Below are 22470 nucleotides of genomic sequence, written 5' to 3' on the forward strand. Positions count from 1 at the left end.
TATTGTACAATCTTAAGACTTATGTTGCGATTGAACACAGCGACTGGGCACATAAGCAATCCAGTTTACCGTTAATGGCTCAGTGGCGTTGTTATCCCGCCATGCAATCTGCCATTGACCTTGTTGTTTTATTAATGGATTGAGGTTCTTTGTAGTAGCCTTTATTACATCTACTTCATCAAGCAAGGGTAGCACGATATTGTCACCCTCATTTTGCCACATGACTAAGGTGCCATACTGTTGAAGGCGCTCAATACTCATCCATGGTGAATGGCTGGCAGGTCCTGAGATCATTTGTGATGGGAAGCCATTATTTATTGCCACTAATCCCCCAAGCCAGCGATCACCTGACACGCTATCGAGCGCACAACTGCTTAGCGTTTGCCATGTGTCTTGTGCTTGGGTTGCTAAAGCTTGTTCAGGCCAATTCATTCGCGATGGTTTATGACGTATCTTATCGCCAAATCCAACATAAACTATCATCAATACTGTTGCAAACGTCAGCCAAACAACCAGGGCTTTACGTAGTTTAATAGCTGTCAAAGCTTGCGTAGCTGGCACAATAAAGGATGCAGCTAATAATCCTGATAGAGCCCACATCGGCATGCCCCACATGTCGCGTAGTCCGATGCCAAATACTAAGCTTAAGACAATTAAGACACCCATTGGTGCTGCCCAAAGATACCATAATAACGGTGCACCAGCGGGTAGGTTGTGCTTATAAGCGCTGATACTAAATAAGCGTTTACGATTCAAGACTAGCATTAATAGTAGCGGAACATGGGCGATAAGCTGGGCGATAATAAAACTTACCCAACTAAAATGGCGCTTAATATTATTTGCGGCTTCACCGACATCATGTGAGCGTCCGTTGGCATAAGTGAGTGGTAACCAGTCATGCATCATGAGCCAGTATAAATGCGGCGCAAATATCGCTAGCATCACGAAAACGGCTATCCACGGTTGGGGCTGCTTGAGTAATGGCCATTGTTTTGGTAATAGTAAATACAGCGCCATAGGCAGTAATAAGAATACGACACTGTATTTGGTGAGCATACCAAGCCCGCCTAGTACGCCCAGTAACAGCCAGTCTGTCAGTCGGTTACGCGTCAATGCTTGATAAAATACTAAATACAATCCTGCCCAAATAGGGAACTGCGCGACATTATGGTTAAATTCAAGGCTGGGATAAGTATAATAAACGACTGCGAGTGTCAGCGTGCTACCAAGTAAGGCAGTCGCTGGTGACCATAGTTGTTTACCCAGCTGATAAACTAAAAATAGCGTCAACAGCACAGATAATTGGCTCAATAAATAAGGGCCAACATGCCCAAATAGCTGATAAAAGCTGTACAATACCCATGATGATAGTGGGGGGTGCTTATAATAGCCCCATTGCCACTCGCTACCCCAGCTGACACCTTCACTGACATCGAGCGGTACGCTGCTGGCGAGAAAGGCTGGCGCGAGTGACCAAATAAGAAAGTATACCAGTAAAAATAAACCAAACCATCGCCACTGTTTTTGTTCTTTCTCCCTGTTATCACCGTTATTATTAATATCGTCAGCTTTTAGTGAGGCGTAAGAGGTTGGCTTGTTAGAGAATGGCGTGGTCATAACTACACTCTTTTTATAGTTTGTCTGATCTTATGCTCATACTGGCTCAAGTTACTTTAAAACATGAATTCGGTAGCGCAGCAGAGCGGGTATGGGGGAGTTCAGCGTCATTATAGAGTGTATCGATGTCCAGTCATAGTAGGGCAACTTCTATCTATAATTTTGACTACAGTTAAGTGTTGTTTAGCGAATATATAACAAGTTGTTAATTATCTAGTAAGTTATTATATTCTAGTAAGTCATTGTATCTAACCAGCTAATATATGAAATTCTATTATCATATTGTTCAATAATATTTTTTAATTATTTTCTAATATAACTACAGACTTAAGAGAATACATTATGAATAACGAGATTATTAAAGTATTTGTCGGATGTGATCCTAACAACTGCGATCTAGAACAGATGATGGTATTGGATTACAGTATTCACAAACATACCAGAGCGCCAGTTGAAATAGTCTGGATGCAGTTATCACATGATCCTAAAAGCTATTGGTATTCAAATCCTGAAACAGATGAGGGTTGGAATACCACTAAATGGGCAACTCCTTTTTCAGGATTTCGTTGGGCCATTCCGGAATATTGTAATTATTCTGGAAAAGCAATTTATATGGATGCTGATGTTGTCATCTTAAGCGACTTAGCAGAATTATGGAATCATCCTATCAATGATCAAGCAATAGTAGCTGCAAAAACAAACGCTGATATGGTTCGTTTATGTACTTGTGTCTGGGATTGTAGCAAAGCCCAAGATATAATTCTACCTGTCGAGCAGCTCAGAAAAGATCCTGATAGTCATCAAAAAATGATGGATATGATTGAACAAAATCCACAAATGGTGGAGCCTTATCAAGACAGCTACAACTGTGTAGACGGAGAAGAGTTAGCAATAGAAGATATTAAGATACTACATTATTCAGATATGGGAACTCAGTTCAGCCATAAATACGCGCTAGCAAGGGTTGGTGCAGAAGGCTTTGAGCATTGGTTTGATGGTAAAATAACGCCGCATCCAAGGGAAGAGCTGGTCGAACTGTTCGATAGCTATTATAACCAAGCGCTTGCCGCTGGCTATCAGTTAGATAATTACCGAGTGGACGCTTTTGGTACTTTTCCCAAAAAATCCCATCGTCGTTATAAAGGTAACAAAATAACGCGTCCAGACGGTCCTAGATCGTTTTTATCGCGATTATTTAACCGTTAAACTTTCAATAATACTGAAAAGCAAGGCCCAGACTAAAATATTGTTAGATTGTAGTTGAAATCACATAATTGTAATATCAGAAAGATAAATACAAACAGTAAATAGCTTACCAAATAAAGATCTTGTAAAGATAAGAGTAGTTATATATCAATAAGGATTTGACTACATTATAGGCTGATTGTTGTCACTACTATCTTTTTAACTAACACGATCATTGGTAGATACCAAAAAAGGTGACTCTATTAATACCTGTTTAATGTTATATTTATCTTTTGGAGAAATTGTTGCTTCCGTAAAAAAATCTATTAGATTACTCTTCATGCTTTGACATCCTCTTGATATTAATTCTCTAAATGGGTTATCGTACTTTGGTGCTCTACGTCTTTGTGCAGACATAGTCAACATATCCTGATTAATATCAGGAAAAAACTCTGACAAAAATTTTGTATAAAAGCTCTGATATTGCTTTGTATATTTATTATCTGTACGCCAAGGTTTGTTGTTACTGATAAAATGAATAATATAAGGATTCATAGTATTTGTAAACTTATAGGTAAGTTTATTTATCTGCCAGTTAAAATCAAAAGGTAAGAGTGCTATATTATTTAATAGCGCACCGTTAAGTGCAGACTGATCATGGCATTGCAACTTGTCGGTATTTTTAACAGCATAAGAAAATACTTGAGATAATACATTTTCTTCGATATAAGTTTTAGTATTAAACACTAAAACTCCAGAGTTGCGATAAACATGTTCGAAATGGTGATAAGTTTTTACATATAAGTCTACGACTCTTGGCTTTTCATTAAAAGATGATCGGAATTTTAATTCCATAATATCAGCAGAAGCAGCCACACAAAAATTGCCTTTCATACTGTCTATATAATGTAGTAAATCATTATAAAATGGTTGGTTAATATAGGTATCGGCATCTAAATAGATAATATACTTATAGGTGTCTTCAAAAATTTGAGGTAAAAATAAACGATGATATGCTGCAAGACTAAGCTGTCCTACTGGTAAAGATTCTATACCGTTAATAAGTAGTTCAATAAAACGAATCTGAGTATTAATAAATTTTTCAGGAACTTTATTAATATCAGGTACACATATACAGACGTCACATGGAATTTCTGGATGTAGATTTATGAATTGCTCAGCAACGAACAAAGCGTAAGGTAAATAATTTTCATCAACACAGAATGCTAAAGTATTGACGTTTTTTGGCTTACCTGTTTGCTGAGTAATCGTTGCAGAAATATCCATAGTATCAAATCCCATTAATTGCTCTCTTATTAATGTAAATATATTTATTACATATTATAACAACAATATAACTAAAAAAACAATTTAGAAAATGAACACTTATAAAGTGTTTCCAGTAAATATTATACTTACTACAGGTTCAAATATAATCTAATTAATAATCAGCACTACTGTTACTAATATAATAATGGTTAATATAGAAAGTATTAGAAGTCGGTTCCGTCGTCTGATTTTTTGACGTTTAAGCTTAGTATGACCACGGCTTGCCTGATATTGCTCAATATAAACGTCACCATCATAGTCTTTATCAAATATTTTTATGTAGCCAGGATTGAGTGGCTCAACAGTCAGTTTATCGGCAAGCTTATTCATAGCGACATCAAGGCTATCTTGATCGACCTGTGTACGTTTGCCCTCTATCTGTTCAGTAATCCACTGCTCAACCAGACTAACCGTATTAGCAGTATTATTAAAAAACATAGTACTGGCTAGGTAGTCATGAGACATACCAGGCATACCTTTTGTCTTATAAAATGCCACATCGGCGTTAATATTATTGAAATAATCTAAAGGTTTTTTAACCAGAGCATCGGCATCTAAGTACAAGACATTTTTATCAGGAAACTGTTGTAAACACTCCAAAATAAAATGTGGTTTAATACGGGTATTCGCCTCCCAATATCCTGCATCATCAACTTCTTTTAAATAATAACTTAAGCCAAAATCGTCAAGCGATTGCCTCAAAGATAGGGCGTGATTGCGATAGCTGTCGGTATAAAAACAACATATAATGAAGCTGTCTTGAGAGCTGATGCTTTCAAAGTATAAGGGGTATTGAGCTTTAGTCATTGAACACTCTATAAAATTTGAATGAGGACAAAGTTACTAGGAAATTATTTGATGTTAGAGTGTAGTAAGAAAGTTAATCAAAAACATCTACCGTTAATCCAACCACCATTTAGACTTATCGTCTTTGTGCAACAACCGCAAGATAGAAAAAGCACTACTATTATTTTGCAGTCTATCAAAAACAAATAATAACATAGTAGTTGCCAGTTTATCGAGGTCGTAAAACTTTTGATAGCGGAGGCGCATGTTTTTTAGGGTGTCATCGGTGCCAATACGAAAGTAGGTGAGACTATCATATAATGGCAGGTGAGTACGATAGAGCGTGTCGATTTTATCATTTAATAATATTGTCTGTTCAAGGGAAGCACTTAGTTGTAAAAACTGCTTGGTCTCATAGACCTTTAAGGTGTTAATCAACGTGGTGACATTCATCAAGATAGCCGTTCTAATTGCATCATCTGAATGATCAATAAAAGTATCACAAGCAGAGATAATCCAGCGCAATGATAGGTGCTTTAACAAATAATCAATTTCTGTCATCCATAACGTTTCAAACTCAGCAAATGTTTCCTCAAGCTTATAATCACGACGTATCAGTACAATCAATGTTGCGTGATAAAAACACAGTTCTGATTGACCAACAAATTGATATTTCAAATTGTTCAAGTGTTTTTCTAAGCTTTTAAGCCGAGGCTTATCAGATAACGCGGTAGGATCGCACATTGACTCTGTGATAAGAGTTAATTTCATCTCATTAATACTTTTATTATTGAAATTTCCAATAATTGTGCCAGCATTTAGCGTTTTATCACTTTTGAATAGGAAAGTGAGTTTTTCATGCCATTTTGAAGGTGCTATCATCTCATTAATGTCCTGATAACAAATATATTCATATTAGCTAATATATCCGCTTTGTAGACTTCTTAAAGTATGAAAGTAACAAAATCTTGTCTATAATTAACTGAACAATAAACCTATTTACATACTAACTATAAAACTACATCAAGACTTCTATGAAACAACCTATTATTTTACTGATACTCAAAGCGTTAGAAGGTCGCGGTGCTGAACGTATGGTAACCACATTAGCGCGTGCTTACGCGGAAATGGATTATCGCGTTCATGTGCTTTGTCTGGAAGATACGCAGGAAATGCCGCTAGATCCTAGGGTCCAGCACCATGTAGTGCCCTATAATCAGCCTCTTTTTGAACAACAGTTGGAGCAAGCAGCAGCATATAGGATGGTTGCTGAGCGCATAGATCGTTATGTGCTGGAAAATATAGGAGTGCCGGATCTGATACTGGCTAATATCTATAAAGTAAATTGGATTATGGCTTATAGCCAACTGCCAAATATTGTCAATGTATTACACACTGCGCTATCTAGACAATTTCAAGATAAGCTATCGACAGCGCCTGCTCAGATTATCGCGCACTTAAAAATAGTCTATGGCGCCCATCCTTGTAGCTGCGTCAGTGATGGCGCGCGTAAGGACTTGCTAGCGCTTATCGGTAATGATCTTAATAGAACGACAACGATTTATAATCCCTGCGACATCAATGAGATTAAGCAAGCAGCAGCAGGCCCGTTAGCTATTGAGCAGTTTGGGTTGACCGCTAAAGAATATATGATTCATGTGGGGTCATTCGATACGATGAAAGGTCATCGAGACTTGTTGCAAGCGTATGCTAAAACAGACTTGAAGTACCCTTTGGTATTGGTCGGTAAAGGCAACCTTGAAGATGAGATTAAGCAGTTGGCGATCCAACTCGGTGTTGACGACTGTGTCAAATTTTTAGGCTTTCAAGCCAATCCTTATCCATTGATTGCCGATGCAGCGTTGCTAGTACTTACTTCTAAGTTTGAAGGGTTTGGCTATGTTATTGTCGAGGCGCAAGCATTAGAGATAGCGGTAATTAGTACCGACTGTCCCTTTGGCCCAAGAGAGTTACTGCCTGAGCAAAACTTAGTACCCGTAGGCGATATTGATGGATTAGCAACGCTAATGAGTCATGCAATAGATAATCTAAATCACTACAAAGTACCATTGAATCAGCAGTTGTTCCCCAACCGGGTCGCTCATCAGTACCTGCAGTTTGGTCGAGTGCTAGACTAGAGAACGTTATCAATCAAGATTATCAAACAACGCTTTAGAAATCGCCGAATGATTAATCACTGGAATACCGTGTTCTTTGTACACTCTCCCCAATAGATTAAACGACGGTACAATACGATCGCTAATCGCTTTATCAAGTTTACTCGGGGCACTATTGTCTTGGTTTTCATAAAATCGTGGCTGATTACTGTTTAGCAAGTCAACACCGTATAGATGAATAGCACTGGCTTGCCGCGAAAAAGCCAATTGAGTGGCGACATAAACCACGGTTCCTGCTTCTACAAATCCATAAGTAATATCAAGAGAGACGCCGATAGGGTTGTGTTTATGAAAGCTGTCAATGACAAAATTTGGATGATCAGCAAAACTTAATAAAGGCTTTTTTTTATTGAGTAATTTTTTTCTAAAAGCCAACTTACTAAATAAAAGCTTATTTGATTTGACGCCCCAAGGCCGATCTACTGGGTATAAAACCCGCATGGAATCATGATAAATGCGCATGATATTAGGGTGTGTTACGGCCATCGCCTCGAATACAGCCAAGGTCGCATACAAAGGCTGGCCTCTATAGTACTTTTCTAAGATTTCAGGTTGATGGTTGATAAAGCGAGCGTCGCTGATCACGTAACCGATGACATCAGTGAAATCATACTGACCAATTAGGCTAATGCTACCGTTGACAAAAATAGTAGGGATATCTACCAGCTCTGAGAACACTAAATTAGCGATAGAAGGGCCAGAGGCAATAATATTTACAGCGTGCTTATGTAAATTTTGCTTGGCCTCACTGGCATCAAAAGCGCGAATGGTGATAAGTTGTTTATCAATATCAAACCCAGCGGTAGGAGGTAGTCCTAAGTGTAGTGCCATATTATTTTCCAATAGTTGTTTTCAACCATTTCGTGCAATTGCTTCCTCTCATAGCTAGAGTGCTTGTCAATTGTAAATTGTTAATAGGGTTAACGTTTAATTAGCGTTTACACATATTTATTGCCAATACGGCTTGAGCCATGGACTTGGTTTCACATGACGATACCACTTACCACCGCCGCCAGCAATAGCATCTGGCGGATTAATCTCACCATGAAAAATAACAATTTTTGCACCAGTAGGCAGCTTTGGCGCTTGTATTAAATTAAACGGAATGGGCGCGATACATTGATATTTGAAGCTAACGCACCAGGTTTTATCCCAGTACTCTAAGTGATGATGTTCGCGTAAATAGTTAGATAAGTAAGCCTGCTCATGGCGTACTTGCTGATGAATGGTATCAAAGTTACGCTCAAAGTTTGTCAGTAGGTCAGGGTAGGTATGCATACCAATCTTAAAGCGATAAACAGAGCTGTTACCAATCATGCGCCACGGTTTTTTCCAATCACGAATAATAACCACGCTATCATCATGCTCAGCTTCATAAGTGAAGAAGCCATCAATATTATCAACAATAACAATATCAATATCTAAAAACAGGGCGACCCCTTTGAGGTCATATAAATTGGACTGAAAGGTAGTGAGTTTTTTCCAGCCGCGCTCAGGTAGATCGGATGGCAGATTCATCTCAGGAATTGGATAGCAATGTACCGCAGGATCGATTCCGACCTGGTCATCAGTTAAGCAGATCATTTGAAAGTCTACTGTTAAATGCCGGCTGACCATATTATACAAACGATTGACATACTCAGCACCGTATTTATCACCCCATTTCATACAGATAATATAACGCCGTTCAGCTGCACTCGCGTCTGTTTGAGTTTGGGTAATCGATGAGGTTTCAGTTGCCATGGTGCACTCGTATTGATATGAATAATAGAATACTAACTAGTTGAAAGGCGAAAAATTTAAAAATATTAGCCTAGGTGGGGCTGGTTATAAGCCTTCGTACTTAAATATTTATATTATTATTTTTATAAATCATCATTATCTAAATGATGTTTCTTATTAGGATTGCTCTCATCGTTTGTAGAAGCGTTAGCATGGATATACTCAGCCAGTGCTATATCATCAGCACGGTAAGGATTACCTAAAACGGGCAAGTGTTTAAAGCGTCGATAACCCCACATATAATGACTGCAATGATTCTTAATCATCTTCTCCATCGCTTGGTTTAATGCATGGGTTGAAATATAAGCATCACGATTATATAGCGCTGAATCATCGAGCTTATAACAATAAATATCGAAGCCACGCCTATCCTCACGGCGAATACAAGAGATACCAACCAACGCACATTTGGTTTTGCTGGCAAGTTTGGAAGCCAAGGTACTGGTTAAGGTTTCAACACCAAAGAAGGGTACGACCACCCCGCCTGACGGGTCAGGGACATGATCCGGTAGCACAATACTAAAACCCCCTTGTTTGAGCGTTTTAAAGATGGCTTTGACTCCGCTACCATCCGTTGGTACTAAAGTAGCGTTAAGGCGGGCGCGTCCTTGCAGCACAAATGCATTGGTAATATTACCCTTAACCGGTTTATACATGATGGTTGGCGAGCCAAACTGATTGAGCCAGGCGTTCATTATTTCCCATGTACCCAAATGCGGCAAAATGGCGAGCATACCGTTGGGATTGGCCAATCCTTCCAGTAATATATCTTGGTTGTGGACATCACGAATTTGGGCAATGCTCCATTCAGGTGACATTGCCCAACTTTTAATAGATTCAACACTACTTAGGCACTGATGCCGAACAATATCTTTGATTAGAGTTTGTTTTTGCAGGTCAGACAATGCTGGGTCAATAAGTGTCATATTAATTTTAATGATACGTATGATACTCAAATTTGGTAGCCACATTATCACCCAGGCAACGAAACGTGCCAGCATCTGCAATACAGACAAGGGCACAAATTTAAATATATGATACGGATTCATGACCACTCACATGGTGATAAATAACATAACAAGCAATGTAAGTAGCAAATACGCAGCATTAGGTTATCTACTGAGCTGGTTTGCTAGCATCAGGCTGCGCTTTTTCACGCAGACGGATACCTAGCTCACGCAGCTGTTTAGGTTCCACTTCTGCAGGCGCTTGGGTTAATGGACATTCAGCTGTCTTGGTTTTTGGGAATGCAATGACATCACGGATAGAGCTTGCGTCTACCATAAGCATAATCAAGCGATCTAAACCAAACGCCAAACCACCATGCGGCGGCGCACCAAATTTCAAGGCATCAAGTAAGAAGCCAAATTTATCTTCGGCTTCTTGCTCGTCGATACCAAGGGCTTCAAATACCGCTTTTTGCATCTCAAGGGTATTAATACGTAAGCTACCACCGCCGATTTCGGTACCATTTAATACCATATCATAAGCGATAGATAGAGCCGTTGCAGGGCTGTCTTTCAGCTCTTCAACTGAGCCTTTAGGCTTAGTAAATGGATGATGCATTGAGGTCCAGTGGCCATCGTCTGTTTCTTCAAACATGGGGAAGTCAGTCACCCAAAGTGGCGCCCATTCACAGGTAGTCATCTTAAGATCAAGACCAATCTTTTGACGTAGCGCGCCTATCGCATCATTGACAACATTGGCTTTATCAGCGCCAAAAAAGATAATATCGCCATCTTGCGCACCGGTACGCTCGATTAGGCTGGCAAGCACATCATCAGTCATGTTCTTGATAATCGGTGATTGCAAGCCAGATTCTTTATCGACACCATTGTTAATGTTGCTGGCATCATTGACTTTGATATAAGCCAAACCACGGGCACCATAAATACCAACAAATTTAGTATATTCATCGATTTGCTTACGACTAATACTACTGCCATTAGGAACACGTAACGCAGCAACGCGACCTTTAGGATCATTAGCAGGACCTGCAAATACTTTGAAATCAACGCCTTGCATAAGGTCTGCAACATCAACTAATGTTAATGGAATACGCAAGTCAGGCTTGTCTGAAGCGTAGTCGCGCATGGCTTCTGCGTAAGTCATACGCGGGAAGTCAGCAAGTTCAATGTTCAGCATAGTCTTGAATACGTGCTTAATAAGACCTTCGTTGATGTTCATGATCTCTTCTTCATTTAAGAAAGAAGTCTCAATATCTACCTGCGTAAATTCAGGTTGACGATCGGCACGTAAGTCTTCATCACGGAAGCACTTGGCAATTTGATAATAACGATCAAAACCTGCCACCATCAACAATTGCTTAAACAACTGCGGCGACTGCGGCAACGCAAAAAAGCTACCTGGACGCGTACGTGAAGGTACCAGATAGTCACGAGCGCCTTCAGGAGTAGCTTTGGTCAAAATAGGAGTCTCAACATCCAAGAAGCCGTGATCGTCTAAATAACGGCGAATCGCTGAGGTCGCTTTGGCACGAAATACCATGCGATCTTGCATCTGCGGGCGACGCATATCAAGGTAGCGATATTTTAGACGCAAGTCTTCTGATACCGTTGTATTCTCATCATTTAAGGGAAAGGGCGGGGTTTCAGACTTGGCCAATACTTCAATTTGCTTACCCAAAAGTTCAACTTGACCACTGGTCATATTGGCGTTTTCAGTGCCTTCATAACGGCGACGAACGCGGCCGGTAATCTTGAGGACGTATTCAGGACGTACCGCATCAGCGGTGGCAAACGCTTCTGGCGTATCCGGATCGACAACCACTTGCAGAATACCGGCACGGTCACGCATATCTAAGAAAATCACTCCACCGTGGTCGCGGCGGCGATGTACCCAGCCGACGATACTGATGGTTTGTTCTAGTAAGTTTTCGGCTACGGCGCCGCAATATTCATCTCGGTATTCGCTGTGCGTCGTCATGTCACTTTGTGTCATAGTGCTCTGCGTCATAATAGTAGTTATCCAGTTGTCTGCCCAATTCAAAGAACAATAATGCAGCCATCGCTGATAGATTTCAACCAACCCAGCAAAAACCGACAAAGTCATCAGCACTAATAAGTCCAGTACTAATAAATTTCCGTACTAATTCAGTACTAATAAGTAAGGTCAGCTTGGTTAGTAGTGAAAAAAATTGGCTGAAAGCGTTACTATTTTGATGCTTGGTATCGTTAATCAAGACCATCAAAGAATAGCAGATAAAACGCGATCAAGACAAAATGTCGTCACGTTGGCGGCATAAAAATAGATGTAAGCGCATATTATGCCTAAACTGCTTTTGTTATACAACACTCCTTACAGAACAGCTGTCAGTAACACTTAGCTTGTTGTCCGTTTATTCCTTTAATTCACACATCATTAAATATTGTTGCCATGCTTGAAAAGTATCGATGTTGCGCGCATATCAGCCTGATACTAAGCATTTAATATTAATAAATTTACCCTAAAAACGTCATTATCGTTTTACTCATTTAAGGAATGCCATTTATGCTATTTCATCCACCCAAAAATCCCATTGAACTTAAAGTCATGCATCTTAATAAGACTCAAGCGCAACGCCGTGAAGACCTAATGGAGGCCACCCAAGGTAAAGCGGCACTAAAAAAACTCAAAAAAGTTATGGCAAAAAAAGCCAAGCAAGCTGCAAAAGACAAAGCCAAAGGTAAAAATAAAGGTCAACAAGTTTTCGTACTTGATTTTGATGGTGATATTAAAGCCAGTGCCGTGAAGCACTTGCGCGAAGAGATTAGTACTCTAATAAGTACCGCTAATAAGGGCGATGAAGTGGTTGTGCGCCTCGAATCAGGCGGCGGCTTGGTACATGGTTATGGTCTAGCAGCGGCACAGTTGGTACGTCTTAAAGATGCGGGTTTGAAATTGACTGTATGCGTAGACAAAGTTGCTGCCAGTGGCGGTTATATGATGGCCTGTGTCGCGGATAATATTATTGCAGCACCTTTTGCGATTATTGGTTCAATTGGGGTGGTCTCACAATTACCTAACTTTCATAAATGGCTAAAAAATCACGATGTTGATTATGAGATGTTTACCGCCGGTGATTATAAGCGCACCGTCACCGTATTTGGCGAAAACGATGCCGAAGATCGCGCTAAGTATCAAGAAGAGTTGGAACAAACCCATCAGCTATTCAAGCACTTCGTCAATCGCTATCGCTCGATGCTTGATTTAGATAAAGTTGCGACTGGTGAGCATTGGTATGGTGAAGATGCGCTGCATTTAAATCTCATTGATAGCCTGCAAACCTCTGACAGCTATATTTTAGATTTAATGGATAATAATGAAGTATATGCACTGCATTCACGCCAAAAGCCAACCTTAGCAGAGAAGTTGGGTTTGTCGCAAGCAGCCGAGGCGACGCTCAGTATGGCTGTTGATAAACTGCCGGATGCTTTGATGCGCTTTGACTTTAATAGCCGATTAAACATCTTAAAATAGCATTTTAGTGGTTAAGGGTTATTGATATAGCATAGACATGGCTATTAATATTAAGTAACAACCACTGTTATTATAGTTAGATATTCTAAAGGCGTGGCCTAGCTGGTCGCGCCTTTTTGCTGCTTGTTAATAAGAGGTATGCTATAAATGATGAGTCCTATACCTCAATGAAGTGAATTAAAGGAACCATGATGCCAGAATTGTTCATGATTAAAATTGGCGGCAGACCAAAAGGACGTTTAATTGAGCAACACGACATGTTCTTTGGAGTCGGCGACCGTATCGGTGATTTCGTTGAAGCCATTAATACCCATTGGCCTGAGGTCAAAAATACATGGCATTTAGACGCTTACCGTCAAGTGACTAGAGTAGGCAATTACCGTATCCAGTGGCAGCTTACTAGCAGCAGAAAAGAAAACGAAGTAGAAGAAAATGATCATAATTTAAAATTATTTTTTATTAATTTAGGGGGCTATCTTACTGGCGAGTTTGAAGAGTTCCATCATAAGTTATTGATCGTCGCGCTTACCCAGGCTGATGCTATTAAACAAGCCAAACAATCAGATTTTTATAAACAGTATAGTTTTAAGGATAAAAATACGCCATTTAATGCGGCAGCTCATATCGATGACAAGCAGCAAGTGGATATCGATGAGATTTATGATGTCAATGATTTATTAATGGGTGGTCGTTTGCTTATAACCCCATTATCAAGTAACGAGCTAGAATCAGAAGAAAAAATACCAGAAGACCACGCTTATATCGGTTATTTAAGTTTAAAAAAATTGCGTAAACTTAGCGAATTAGGATAAATTTAAATCCCTATTATTCAAAAGTAATTTACTAAAAATATCCAACAAGGAAGAGGAATAAGTTTATGTCTACAACAATATTTAGCACTACTCCCCACGGCCAAGCCATGCATGAGCGAGTCACAGACTTCATTGCCACCTATATTGAGCCCATAGAAACTCAGTTTTGGAAAGATTGTCACGAGCAAAACCCCGATGGTAATTGGCGTAACTGGCAATGGCCAGAAGCATATGAAACTTTGCGTGCAAAAGCCCGCGCTGCTGGTCTGTGGAACCTGTTTTTGCCGGATGATGAGTTGGGTGCAGGATTGTCAGTGACAGATTATGCGCCCATTGCTGAGCTGACTGGACGCAGTTTACTTGCGCCGTATGTTTTTAACTGTAATGCCCCTGATAGCGGCAATATGGAGCTATTATGGCGTTATGGGAGCCCCGAGCAGCAAGATAAATGGTTGACGCCACTATTAGCCGGTAAAACGCGTTCAGTATTTTGTATGACTGAGCCTGATGTTGCCTCCAGTGATGCCACTAATATGCAAGCGACCGCCGTGGTTGATGGTGATGAGATTATCATCAATGGTAGCAAATGGTGGTCATCGGGTCTTGGAGATCCTGCCGTTAATTTACTGATTGTAATGGCTTATACGCCTGATGATACTAAAGATCGCCACCATCAGCATTCTATGGTATTGGTTCCGGCTAAAACAGCAGGTGTCAATATTGAGCGCATGCTCAAAGTCTTTGGTGATTATGATGCCCCGCATGGTCATGGCGAAGTTAGCTTCACCGATGTACGCGTGCCAGTTAGCAGCTTTATTGGCGGCCCAGGGATGGGCTTTGAAATTGCCCAAGGTCGCCTAGGGCCAGGGCGTATTCATCATTGTATGCGCTGTGTTGGCGCGGCGGAAAAGTCTCTTGAGCTTGCCATTCACCGCGGTATGAAGCGTACAGCTTTTGGCAAACCCTTATTGCAATTAGGTGGTAATCTAGAGCGTATTGCTGAAGCGCGGATTAAGATTGATCAGGCGCGTCTACTCACGTTATATGCGGCGCAAAAAATGGATGCGCAAGGAACGAAAGCAGCCTTGACTGAAATATCAGCGATTAAAGTCGTTGCACCGACAGTATTACAAGAAGTGGTTGATATGGCCATTCAGATTTATGGTGGTATGGGCGTTTGTCAAGATACAATGCTACCAAGCTTTTTTGCGCAAGCACGGGCGCTGCGCTTGGCGGATGGTCCTGATGAGGTGCACAAAACCATGATTGCGAAGCTAGAGTTAAAGCGTCAGGGTTTTCATCGTCCGTCTAAGCCTAAATCTTAATCGATTAGCAATTAAAATAGCCTAAGTAAAAAAATAATACAACCAGATGATAAGGAATATCGCATGGCAGATAATAACAATACTAAAAGTAATGCTGACAGCAATGCTAATGGCAATGCCGATAACAATACTGATAAAAAAGCTGCAGTAGATGCTCAACTATTGAATAAGCCATTAAATAAGCTATTAGACAAAGGTGGTGCTATTCGTGATGGCGAGGAGCTCGACGCCCAAGCAGTTAGCAGTTGGCTACGTGACCAAGATATTGATATCAAAGGGGAGCCTGTCGTTACTCAATTTTCCGGCGGCGCATCTAATTGGACCTATCGTTTACAATATGGCTCTCAACATGAGGGCCAAGATTTAATATTGCGTCGTCCACCGAAAGGTACCAAGGCAAAATCTGCCCATGACATGGTACGCGAATATACGGTACAAAAAGCCCTTACCGATGTTTATCCGTATGTACCAAAAATGGTCGCGCTGTGTACTGATAAAGACGTGATTGGCGCAGATTTTTATATTATGGAACGTATGGAAGGTATTATACCGCGTGCCAATCTGCCTAAAGATATTGAACTTAATCCTACACAAACGCGCGATTTATGTACTAATGTGCTAGATGCCTTGATTGAGCTACATCAAGTTGATTATCAGGATAATCCTGAACTGGTCGCGTTAGGTCGTGGTGACGGCTACTGTGCGCGGCAAGTGGCTGGTTGGGATAAGCGTTACGTTAAAGCAAAAACCCCTAATGTGCCTAGCTTTGCACTGGTGCGTCAATGGCTTAACAAGCACACACCAGCGGATAGTAGCACTTGCGTGATTCATAATGACTGGCGCTTTGATAATGTCATTTTAGATGCTGAAAACCCTACTAAAGTCATCGGTGTGCTCGATTGGGAAATGGCGACACTCGGTGATCCACTGATGGATTTAGGGAGTGCACTAGCATATTGGATTGAAGCAGATGATAATATCATTATGCAGCAGTCTCGTCGGCAGCCAACCCATCTTAAGGGTATGATGACGCGAGATGAAGTGGTTGAATACTACCTTAAGAAGACTGGCTTGAAAGTTGAAAACTGGACATTTTATGAAGTGTTTGGTTTATTTCGCTTGGCGGGTATTGTCCAGCAGATTTATTATCGCTATTATCATAAGCAAACCAGTAATCCTGCTTTTAAAAACTTTTGGATTATCGTGCAGGTATTACATGCCAAATGCCTTAAACTGATTGCTAAGTATGAAGGCGAGGCGCTGTTTATCAGTCATCTACAGCCACATTTACAAGATATGGGCGTTGATACTGCCCGTATTGAAAAGCTGCCCAGTTCTGTACAATCAGTTATCAAAGGTATTTTGCCCAAAAGTTATTTTGAGGACAGCGCTAAGCAAGCTAAAAACCAAAATTATAAACCATTTAAAGATTGAACTTTCTGAAAGCTAGGCTGTTTAAAAAATAGACTTCTAAGCAAAAAATACAATAAAAATAGGTAATATCATTATGACTACCATTCTTTTGGCGCGCCATGGCCAAGCATCGTTTGGACAAGAGAACTATGACCAACTCTCAGAGCTTGGCGGTATGCAGGCGCGTCTGCTTGGCCAGCATTATGCAAATACCCAACGCCGTATTGATGCCATTTTCAGTGGGAGCTTAGTACGGCAGCGCGATTCTGCACGTCACTTTTGGGAGACTTATCAGCCATCAGTAATTGCTAATAGTATAGTACCCATTCTAAATATTGAAACGCCTGATAGCTATGTGTTACCTATATTTGATGAGTTTAATCACGAAGATATTTTTATGAAGTCTAGCCCCAACTTTGCCACTCAAGCAATGATTGCCGCTGAGCTTAACAAAGCCGACAAGCCTTTAACGCGGTTGGGCGAGTTGTTTGACCTTGCTATGCAGCGCTGGCATGCCGGTGACAATGATAGTGATTATCTTGAAAGCTGGTCACAGTTTAATTTTCGTGCCCAGCAAGCCTTGGAACAAATAGGCACCCAAGTAGCGCAGCTTGGTCATTTAGAACGTGATAGTACTGTTTTGGTCTTCACATCAGGTGGGGTGATTGCGGCTATTACCGCCCATTTACTACAGCAAGGCAGTCAAACGGCTTATCAGCTAACCAAAAGTTCAGTTAACACGGGCGTCACTGCGATTGGTCTACAACAACCAACTCCTCAGCTATTATCCTTCAATGAGCACAGCCACCTATTCGCGGATGGTAAGCGTTTTGTGACGAGGCATTAACCAGAATTTTTGATACACAATCACCTTTCATCCAGTAAACGATAAGCACTATAATACGTTGTTTCTAACCCTACACTTTCAGATTTGTTTTTTACTATATTTCATATTAATATCCAGACATACAAAGGACTGTCTATGCAACATAAATTAATGAGCTTAGTGACGCAAACCGCCAAGCAAAGTAAAGATCAAGCATTCAGCGCCCTTCAGCCGGCACGGTATCTTAAAGGTTTAAACAAGCAGCAAGTTGGCCGTGATAAAACAGTTTTAATTACCGGTGCTAGCTCAGGACTTGGAGAAGGAATGGCACGACTATTTGCAGATCTAGGTTATAATTTAGCCATTTGTGCGCGTCGTACCGAGCGCTTAGAACAACTCAAAGCTGAGTTGATGGATCGTTATCCTGAGATACGTATTGCTTATCGTGTCCTTGATGTCAGTAATTATAAATCCATATTCGAAGTCTTTGATGCATTTGCTGCTGATTTCGGTCATATCGATCGAGTGGTGGTCAATGCTGGCGTTGGTGAAAGCCGCCGCATCGGCAAAGGCCGTTTTGAGACCAATCGCCGTACGGCTGAGATTAACTTCATTTCTGCCTTAGCGCAGTGTGAGGCGGCCATGCAAATATTTCGTGCACAAAATAGTGGGCATTTGGTGGTGATATCAAGCATGTCGGCCATGCGCGGGCTACCTAAACATATGACCACTTATGGCGCGAGTAAAGCAGGTCTAGCGTATCTTGCTGAAGGCATTCGCGCTGATATGCTACTCACTAATCTACCGATTAAAGTATCTACCATTTATCCAGGTTACATTCGTACCGAAATCAATACCAACGCTAAACCGTTACCTTTTGAAGTTGATGCTGATAAAGGTACAAAAGCGATGGTCGCTGCCATTGAGTCTGGTGTTGAAAAGGCCTGTGTGCCTAGTCTTCCATGGTCAATAGTAGGTCAAGCGATGAAGCGCTTACCCTTAAGTATGGTTAATAGAATCAGTTAATATGCTGATCGATTGATAAGGTTACGTTATAAAAAGTCCTTCGTATTTTTTTGTAGCAGGATTTTTTATAATGATTGGGTAAACATAAGATGTGTCTTAAGTAACCAATAACTTAGTAATTAATAACATTAATTAGGGTAAGATAAACTGCTGTTTGCTATTAAAAAAACGTCGATAAATAAGTAGGGCGCTTATCGTACAACCAAGCGTGCTACTAACACATATCAAAAACATCGTTACAATCTGATAGCGTACGGCTTGGGTAGGGTCGGCACCGGCGAGTATCTGTCCCGTCATCATTCCCGGTAAGCTGACAATGCCTACTACCAGCATAGAATTAAGTGTTGGGGTCATACCGCTGATGATAGCGGCTCTTATCTGCTCATGTACGGCTTCAAATGGACGGGCAGATAGGCTCAATATCATCTCAATACGCGGCTGCTGTTCATGAAAGGCTTCAATCAATTGGTTACCGGTCAATGAAATTGCTGTTAAAGAATTACCTAATATTAAACCTAATATAGGAATAATAAACTGCGGCGTATACCATGGCCGAACTTGCAAGATAAGACCGATAGCAATAATCGTGACCAAGATAGCTGACGTGCTCACTGCAATAAGGGTATCGATGAATAAGCCCTTATAACTGCGTGTGACTCGATTTTTGGCAGCGCCTCCTGCTATTAGAGTCATAATAGTCAAAATCAGCAGCACTTCATACCATTGTTCGCGTGCAAAAATCCATGCCAATATCAAACCAACAAAGCTAAGCTGTACCACTGTACGGATAGCGGCTGTTAAAAGAGTTGCCGTCAGCTTTAGATGTAGCCACCAGCACACAACAAGAACCAGTATAATCAAGCTGCTAGCAAGCGCAATATCACCGTAAGTCAGTAAAATTTGCAGATTGTCTGTACTGGTCATAGGTGCTCGTTACAAAAGGGTTTAATGTAAAATAGGAAGAGAGCGCACAAAACAGCAGTAGGAAAACCGACAATAAGTACGTTGATTAATAACAGTCTTATAATACCTCAGTTAATACGCCTGCAAGCATGTGCCAATGTTGATCTGCTAATGGCAGGATATCTTGAGTGTCATGAGTCACCCACAGCAACGTACGCTGCGGCTCAGCGTGTAGCCAATTGAGCAACAGTTGAACCAGTTTTGCTGATGTATCGCTATCTAAGGCGGCGGTGGGCTCATCTAGTAACAGTACTTGCGGAGCTAATTGCAGCAGACGTAAGATAGTGACCAATTGGCGCTCGCCACCTGATAGATGACTGGCAGATTGCTGTAAAAATTCTGCTGTGCGCTCCAAATAGTCAAGTTGTCTGATATGCCAATCAATATCAAAATGGCTTTGCTGATAGGCTTGCAGACGATACGGCATCTGTAAGTTGTCAAGGACACTACCTTCTATCAATTGTGGGTGCTGGGCAAGTAGTGCCACTCGTGCACGCCATTGCGTAGGTAAAATATGGTGAATGCTATGATTGATACTACTCGGTTGAACAGAGCTGTCGTACTGCCAGATATTACCTGTAGTCATAGGGGATAATCCTGCTAGCACGCGCAATAATACTGATTTTCCACTACCAGAATGGCCAGTTAGTACGGTAACCTGCCCTTGTAATAAGGTGCCACTAGCACCTGCTATCAGTGCGCGTTTATGAGTAGGTATTGACTCATTAGGTATCAGCTTACTCTTTATTCTTGCCAGCCATTGTTGATGATTTTTTTGATAGTGAGCAGGCATGCTGGCGGTTACAGACTGAGACGAATTTATCCTGCGAAGACTCTTACTACTCTTACTCACGGTAATACGGTTATCATTAGAGTTGACTACCGTGGGGCGCTCGCTAGATACCCAGATGTCCTCAAATGTAAGCATAGCATTGCTACTATGATTATGGGTGCTGTAATTGAGATTATGAGTGTTCATGATTAACCGTTATTACTCATCTGTATGCTGCGTGACGGCCTGCTGAATCATATCATGGAGCTTTTTCGGTACGCGTATTGGTCGTATAGGAGTAGCGCTAGCAACTGGGATAGGTGCGTCTGAGCTATTCTCTAAAGGGGTTGATGGTTGATCAGAATTTATTAGATTTTTAACGCAGGCGATAACGATTTTAGTGCTACTCAGCAAGGTATCTAGCGACTTAGTGTCTTTTTGATTGACCTCTGGTGGCAGGTGACGATGAATGCTTTGATAAAATACAATGCTGGCAGGTTTTAACTCTACTTTATCAATGCGTACATTGATGATCTCGTCTAAAAATATAGCTTTACGATACTGAAGCTGTGCCTGACTCACTACAAAGTGTTGAACTTGACCATCATCAGTCTGCAAGAAATAACCATTAAGCCCCAGCTTGGTAAACCAATCGCGGCGACAGTTTTCAAAAAATATCAAATGATTGGCATGGTAGACTATGCCACCAGCGTCAGTATGATTAATATAAATATGATAATCAGTGGAGAATAGAGGTGTAATCGCGGTATTGGATGTTGAGGTAGTCATAGTTTGGGTCATAAATTTACTCGACAAAAAGTGGTTAATAGTTTATCTGTACGCATGATACATATGTTTGCATAAGCATACTGAGAATAAATAGATAAAAAATAGATATTATTAGACTAAGACTATGTCGTTTTACTAGCGTTAATGTAATAACAGGTAACAACGTAAGGTTTTCTACTGTAGCTTAAGCGTCAAAATCGCGCAATAGATAGGTCTGTTATCATAGTTATTTAAAATAATAGTTTTAAAGTAGTACTGCATTAAAAATGTATTGAATAATAAATAAATTTGAACCAATTAATATAGGATAACATATGACCCGTTTTGTTAGCTTTAATATCAATGGTATTCGCGCTCGTCAACATCAGCTTGAAGCCGTACAAGCAGTGATCGATCCCGATGTGATGGGCCTGCAAGAGACTAAAGTTCATGATGAGCAGTTTCCACTTGAGAACGTAGAGAGCCTAGGCTATCACGTCGAATATTTTGGTCAAAAGGCGCATTACGGTGTGGCATTATTATCCAAAGTCGCCCCTATCTTTGTGCAAAAAGGTTTTCCTGGTGACGATGAAGAAGCACAAAAGCGTTTTATACATGCACGTTATGAGCTGCAGGGGCGCGAGATTGATGTGCTTAATGGTTATTTTCCGCAAGGTGAGAGTCAAGACCATCCCACCAAATTTCCAATGAAACGTGCTTATTATGCAGATCTAATGGCCTATATTGATACCTTAAAAGCCGAAGATCGTTCGTTAATCATCATGGGCGATATGAATATAGCGCCAGAAGATATCGATATTGGGATTGGCGAGGCCAATGCTAAGCGCTGGTTAAAGAATAGAAAAACCTCGTTCCTGCCTGAGGAACGGGAGTGGTATGAGGCACTGATGTCGCGTGAGCTTACCGACACCTATCGTTTGTATTATCCAGAGAGCACTGAGCTATATAGCTGGTTTGACTACCGCAGTCGCGGCTTTAATGATACCCCTAAGCGTGGAATGCGTATTGATCATATTTTATGTACTCCAAATTTAATTGGCCAATGCGTTGACGCGGGCATCAGTTATGAGTTGCGAGCAATGGAAAAGCCCTCGGATCATGCACCAATATGGTCAGCATTTGACTTAAGTAAGCCCTGATATTCATATTCAAATATAATCATTTTTGCTAAATACTAAATACTAAATAC

At 40.8% G+C, this 22470-nt stretch carries 20 protein-coding genes; 9 read left to right on the forward strand and 11 right to left on the reverse strand.

What is annotated here, in order from left to right; genetic code table 11:
- Positions 1 to 12: 12 nt before the first annotated feature.
- Positions 13 to 1617: a glycosyltransferase family 39 protein gene (locus tag AAEY88_RS01165; protein WP_350557855.1), complete on the reverse strand. Its 1605-nt coding sequence runs from the start codon at positions 1615 to 1617 to the stop codon at positions 13 to 15.
- 342 nt (positions 1618 to 1959) lie between these two features.
- Here AAEY88_RS01165 and AAEY88_RS01170 point away from each other — a divergent pair, with 342 nt between their 5' ends.
- The gene (locus AAEY88_RS01170; protein WP_350557857.1) at positions 1960 to 2823 is read left to right on the forward strand and encodes a glycosyltransferase; all 864 of its coding nucleotides are present in this window, start codon (positions 1960 to 1962) and stop codon (positions 2821 to 2823) included.
- A 198-nt stretch (positions 2824 to 3021) separates the two neighbouring features.
- On the opposite strand, the gene AAEY88_RS01175 is transcribed toward AAEY88_RS01170, so the two are convergent.
- From AAEY88_RS01175 to AAEY88_RS01185, 3 genes are all read right to left on the reverse strand, one after another.
- On the reverse strand, positions 3022 to 4089 hold the full coding sequence (locus AAEY88_RS01175) for a glycosyltransferase (protein WP_350557859.1): 1068 nt from the start codon (positions 4087 to 4089) through the stop codon (positions 3022 to 3024).
- A gap of 150 nt (positions 4090 to 4239) precedes the next feature.
- A complete protein-coding gene (locus tag AAEY88_RS01180) occupies positions 4240 to 4938 on the reverse strand; it encodes a putative nucleotide-diphospho-sugar transferase (RefSeq protein WP_350557861.1) in 699 nt (232 codons plus the stop codon).
- A gap of 93 nt (positions 4939 to 5031) precedes the next feature.
- Positions 5032 to 5799, reverse strand: coding sequence for a hypothetical protein (locus tag AAEY88_RS01185; protein ID WP_350557863.1), 768 nt, complete (start codon positions 5797 to 5799; stop codon positions 5032 to 5034).
- Between the two features lie 152 nt (positions 5800 to 5951).
- On the opposite strand from AAEY88_RS01185, the gene AAEY88_RS01190 reads away from it, so the two are divergent.
- Positions 5952 to 7055, forward strand: coding sequence for a glycosyltransferase (locus AAEY88_RS01190; protein ID WP_350557865.1), 1104 nt, complete (start codon positions 5952 to 5954; stop codon positions 7053 to 7055).
- Between the two features lie 9 nt (positions 7056 to 7064).
- Here AAEY88_RS01190 and AAEY88_RS01195 read toward each other — a convergent pair whose 3' ends face one another.
- The 4 genes from AAEY88_RS01195 to aspS form a co-directional block, all read right to left on the reverse strand.
- Positions 7065 to 7925, reverse strand: a complete 861-nt coding sequence (locus AAEY88_RS01195) for a hypothetical protein (RefSeq protein ID WP_350557867.1) — start codon at positions 7923 to 7925, stop codon at positions 7065 to 7067.
- Between the two features lie 117 nt (positions 7926 to 8042).
- Complete coding sequence (locus AAEY88_RS01200; RefSeq protein ID WP_350557869.1) at positions 8043 to 8837, reverse strand: glycosyltransferase; 795 nt, start codon at positions 8835 to 8837, stop codon at positions 8043 to 8045.
- Between the two features lie 122 nt (positions 8838 to 8959).
- Entirely contained in the window at positions 8960 to 9925 is a 966-nt protein-coding gene (locus AAEY88_RS01205; RefSeq protein ID WP_350557871.1) for a lysophospholipid acyltransferase family protein, read from the reverse strand.
- 67 nt (positions 9926 to 9992) lie between these two features.
- Positions 9993 to 11837 carry an aspartate--tRNA ligase gene (gene aspS / locus AAEY88_RS01210; RefSeq protein WP_350557874.1) on the reverse strand — a complete coding sequence of 615 codons (1845 nt, stop codon included), beginning with the start codon at positions 11835 to 11837 and terminating at the stop codon, positions 9993 to 9995.
- A gap of 549 nt (positions 11838 to 12386) precedes the next feature.
- Here aspS and sohB point away from each other — a divergent pair.
- From sohB to AAEY88_RS01240, 6 genes are all read left to right on the forward strand, one after another.
- Entirely contained in the window at positions 12387 to 13355 is a 969-nt protein-coding gene (sohB, locus tag AAEY88_RS01215) for a protease SohB (RefSeq protein WP_350557877.1), read from the forward strand.
- A gap of 191 nt (positions 13356 to 13546) precedes the next feature.
- The gene (locus AAEY88_RS01220) at positions 13547 to 14167 is read left to right on the forward strand and encodes a DUF1543 domain-containing protein (protein ID WP_350557880.1); all 621 of its coding nucleotides are present in this window, start codon (positions 13547 to 13549) and stop codon (positions 14165 to 14167) included.
- Positions 14168 to 14244: 77 nt separating this feature from the next.
- Positions 14245 to 15492 (forward strand): acyl-CoA dehydrogenase family protein, encoded by a 1248-nt coding sequence (locus AAEY88_RS01225; RefSeq protein WP_407074412.1) that lies wholly within the window; start codon positions 14245 to 14247, stop codon positions 15490 to 15492.
- Positions 15493 to 15555: 63 nt separating this feature from the next.
- On the forward strand, positions 15556 to 16926 hold the full coding sequence (locus tag AAEY88_RS01230) for a phosphotransferase family protein (protein ID WP_350557883.1): 1371 nt from the start codon (positions 15556 to 15558) through the stop codon (positions 16924 to 16926).
- A gap of 73 nt (positions 16927 to 16999) precedes the next feature.
- Positions 17000 to 17752, forward strand: a complete 753-nt coding sequence (locus AAEY88_RS01235) for a histidine phosphatase family protein (RefSeq protein ID WP_350557886.1) — start codon at positions 17000 to 17002, stop codon at positions 17750 to 17752.
- A gap of 135 nt (positions 17753 to 17887) precedes the next feature.
- Positions 17888 to 18757, forward strand: a complete 870-nt coding sequence (locus AAEY88_RS01240) for an SDR family oxidoreductase (protein ID WP_350557889.1) — start codon at positions 17888 to 17890, stop codon at positions 18755 to 18757.
- A gap of 132 nt (positions 18758 to 18889) precedes the next feature.
- On the opposite strand, the gene AAEY88_RS01245 is transcribed toward AAEY88_RS01240, so the two are convergent.
- The 3 genes from AAEY88_RS01245 to AAEY88_RS01255 all read right to left on the reverse strand — a co-directional run bounded on the left by AAEY88_RS01245 (position 18890) and on the right by AAEY88_RS01255 (position 21281).
- The gene (locus AAEY88_RS01245) at positions 18890 to 19681 is read right to left on the reverse strand and encodes an ABC transporter permease (RefSeq protein WP_350557891.1); all 792 of its coding nucleotides are present in this window, start codon (positions 19679 to 19681) and stop codon (positions 18890 to 18892) included.
- Positions 19682 to 19778: 97 nt separating this feature from the next.
- Positions 19779 to 20699: an ATP-binding cassette domain-containing protein gene (locus tag AAEY88_RS01250; RefSeq protein WP_350557894.1), complete on the reverse strand. Its 921-nt coding sequence runs from the start codon at positions 20697 to 20699 to the stop codon at positions 19779 to 19781.
- 12 nt (positions 20700 to 20711) lie between these two features.
- The gene (locus AAEY88_RS01255) at positions 20712 to 21281 is read right to left on the reverse strand and encodes a hotdog domain-containing protein (protein WP_350557897.1); all 570 of its coding nucleotides are present in this window, start codon (positions 21279 to 21281) and stop codon (positions 20712 to 20714) included.
- A 314-nt stretch (positions 21282 to 21595) separates the two neighbouring features.
- On the opposite strand from AAEY88_RS01255, the gene xthA reads away from it, so the two are divergent.
- Positions 21596 to 22420, forward strand: coding sequence for an exodeoxyribonuclease III (gene xthA / locus AAEY88_RS01260; protein ID WP_350557899.1), 825 nt, complete (start codon positions 21596 to 21598; stop codon positions 22418 to 22420).
- Positions 22421 to 22470 lie beyond the last annotated feature (50 nt).

Source organism: Psychrobacter sp. CAL346-MNA-CIBAN-0220, assembly GCF_040309805.1.
Lineage (GTDB): Bacteria > Pseudomonadota > Gammaproteobacteria > Pseudomonadales > Moraxellaceae > Psychrobacter.

Excerpts from the sequence above, each read along its gene's own strand:
- AAEY88_RS01165 (WP_350557855.1), bottom strand. The coding sequence starts at position 1,617 with ATGACCACGCCATTCTCTAACAAGCCAACCTCTTACGCCTCACTAAAA.
- AAEY88_RS01170 (WP_350557857.1), top strand. The coding sequence starts at position 1,960 with ATGAATAACGAGATTATTAAAGTATTTGTCGGATGTGATCCTAACAAC.
- AAEY88_RS01175 (WP_350557859.1), bottom strand. The coding sequence starts at position 4,089 with ATGGATATTTCTGCAACGATTACTCAGCAAACAGGTAAGCCAAAAAAC.
- AAEY88_RS01180 (WP_350557861.1), bottom strand. The coding sequence starts at position 4,938 with ATGACTAAAGCTCAATACCCCTTATACTTTGAAAGCATCAGCTCTCAA.
- AAEY88_RS01185 (WP_350557863.1), bottom strand. The coding sequence starts at position 5,799 with ATGATAGCACCTTCAAAATGGCATGAAAAACTCACTTTCCTATTCAAA.
- AAEY88_RS01190 (WP_350557865.1), top strand. The coding sequence starts at position 5,952 with ATGAAACAACCTATTATTTTACTGATACTCAAAGCGTTAGAAGGTCGC.
- AAEY88_RS01195 (WP_350557867.1), bottom strand. The coding sequence starts at position 7,925 with ATGGCACTACACTTAGGACTACCTCCTACCGCTGGGTTTGATATTGAT.
- AAEY88_RS01200 (WP_350557869.1), bottom strand. The coding sequence starts at position 8,837 with ATGGCAACTGAAACCTCATCGATTACCCAAACTCAAACAGACGCGAGT.
- AAEY88_RS01205 (WP_350557871.1), bottom strand. The coding sequence starts at position 9,925 with ATGAATCCGTATCATATATTTAAATTTGTGCCCTTGTCTGTATTGCAG.
- aspS (WP_350557874.1), bottom strand. The coding sequence starts at position 11,837 with ATGACACAAAGTGACATGACGACGCACAGCGAATACCGAGATGAATAT.
- sohB (WP_350557877.1), top strand. The coding sequence starts at position 12,387 with ATGCTATTTCATCCACCCAAAAATCCCATTGAACTTAAAGTCATGCAT.
- AAEY88_RS01220 (WP_350557880.1), top strand. The coding sequence starts at position 13,547 with ATGCCAGAATTGTTCATGATTAAAATTGGCGGCAGACCAAAAGGACGT.
- AAEY88_RS01230 (WP_350557883.1), top strand. The coding sequence starts at position 15,556 with ATGGCAGATAATAACAATACTAAAAGTAATGCTGACAGCAATGCTAAT.
- AAEY88_RS01235 (WP_350557886.1), top strand. The coding sequence starts at position 17,000 with ATGACTACCATTCTTTTGGCGCGCCATGGCCAAGCATCGTTTGGACAA.
- AAEY88_RS01240 (WP_350557889.1), top strand. The coding sequence starts at position 17,888 with ATGCAACATAAATTAATGAGCTTAGTGACGCAAACCGCCAAGCAAAGT.
- AAEY88_RS01245 (WP_350557891.1), bottom strand. The coding sequence starts at position 19,681 with ATGACCAGTACAGACAATCTGCAAATTTTACTGACTTACGGTGATATT.
- AAEY88_RS01250 (WP_350557894.1), bottom strand. The coding sequence starts at position 20,699 with ATGAACACTCATAATCTCAATTACAGCACCCATAATCATAGTAGCAAT.
- AAEY88_RS01255 (WP_350557897.1), bottom strand. The coding sequence starts at position 21,281 with ATGACTACCTCAACATCCAATACCGCGATTACACCTCTATTCTCCACT.
- xthA (WP_350557899.1), top strand. The coding sequence starts at position 21,596 with ATGACCCGTTTTGTTAGCTTTAATATCAATGGTATTCGCGCTCGTCAA.